Origin of the sequence: Roseivivax halodurans JCM 10272 (assembly GCF_000521785.1) — a bacterium.
In the GTDB taxonomy this organism is placed as follows: domain Bacteria; phylum Pseudomonadota; class Alphaproteobacteria; order Rhodobacterales; family Rhodobacteraceae; genus Roseivivax; species Roseivivax halodurans.
In genome coordinates, this window is record NZ_JALZ01000115.1 from 1 (window position 1) to 1,205 (window position 1,205).

General features: G+C 65.6%; 1 protein-coding gene. It reads right to left on the reverse strand.

Annotated features, from left to right (window positions below; translation table 11 throughout):
- Window positions 1–17: 17 nt before the first annotated feature.
- Window positions 18–1,199: an IS5 family transposase gene (locus OCH239_RS21375; protein ID WP_037267529.1), complete on the reverse strand. Its 1,182-nt coding sequence runs from the start codon at window positions 1,197–1,199 to the stop codon at window positions 18–20.
- Between the last annotated feature and the right edge of the window lie 6 nt (window positions 1,200–1,205).

Below are 1,205 nucleotides of genomic sequence, written 5' to 3' on the forward strand. Positions count from 1 at the left end.
CTGGGATGGTCTGTTTCTCATGCTGCCAGGAGTTTCGGCAACCTGGCCAGATTGCAGGCCGCCATAGTCATTGTGAACTGTGCGCGGACCCTGTCGAGGCCGCGGTGGACGGTCTGGGCCATGCCGCCCACGGTCTTGGCCCAGCCGAAAGGTTCCTCGATCTTCTTTCGGCGCCGCTGAGACTGGGAATAACCCGGATGCTGGGTGGTCCGGCCGTCGATGGCGGAATGCCGGGCCTTTTGCGCGACATGCGGCGTCACCACCATCCGCCGGAGCTCGGCGACGAAGGAGGCCGCGTCGTAACCCTTGTCTGCCCCGAGCGTCACGCGCCGGGTCGAGCCCGGCGAGTGCCGGTTGATCATCTCGATCGCCGCCTCCCGCTCGCTATGGCCGTCGGCGTGGGTCAGGTCCGCCTGCACCACAAGGCCGTTGCGGTTTTCCATAAGCGTATGTCCCATGAAGCATAGCGCCGCCGCGGCGCCCGGCGCCTTCTTGTAGAGGCGGGCATCGGGGTCCGTCACGGACGCGTGGGTCGCGTTTGAGCGCTTCTCGCCCCGGAAGTTCACTTCGGCGTTGCGGGGCTGGCGGGGCGTGGCGGGCATCGGCTGGGTCTCGGTCTGCTGGGGCGGCTTGTCGGTGTCTGCGGAGGGCTCTTGGGTTGGTGGCGACGGCGGGTTACCCGGATCGTCGTCGTGATCGGGTGGCGGACTGTCCTTCGGCTGAAAACTCTTCATGGAAGCCCACGCCTTCACCAGCGTGCCGTCCACCGAGAAGTGCTCGTCAGACAGCAGTGGCTTGACCTCAGGGTGCGCCAGGATCGCGGCCATGACCTTGCGCGACATGTCCGTGGTCAGCAGCCGGTCGCGGTTCTTGGTGAACACGGTTGGGACCCACACGGCATCGTCGATGCCGAGCCCGACGAACCATCGGAACAGCAGGTTGTAGTCCATCTGCTCCATCAACTGCCGCTCCGAGCGGATCGAGAACAGGATCTGGAGAAGGCTCGCTCGGATCAGCCGCTCCGGCGCGATGGAGGGACGGCCGAAATCCGTGTAGAGCGCGTCGAACTCGGCATCGAGGCTTGCCAGCGCGTCGTTCACGATCTGCCGGATCTTGCGGAGCGGATGACCCGCAGGGACCCGTTCCTCAAGGTCCACATAGCTGAAAAGCGTCCCGCTTGCCTCGTCCGTCCCGCGCATCACACC

Excerpts from the sequence above, each read along its gene's own strand:
- OCH239_RS21375 (WP_037267529.1), bottom strand. The coding sequence starts at position 1,199 with ATGCGCGGGACGGACGAGGCAAGCGGGACGCTTTTCAGCTATGTGGAC.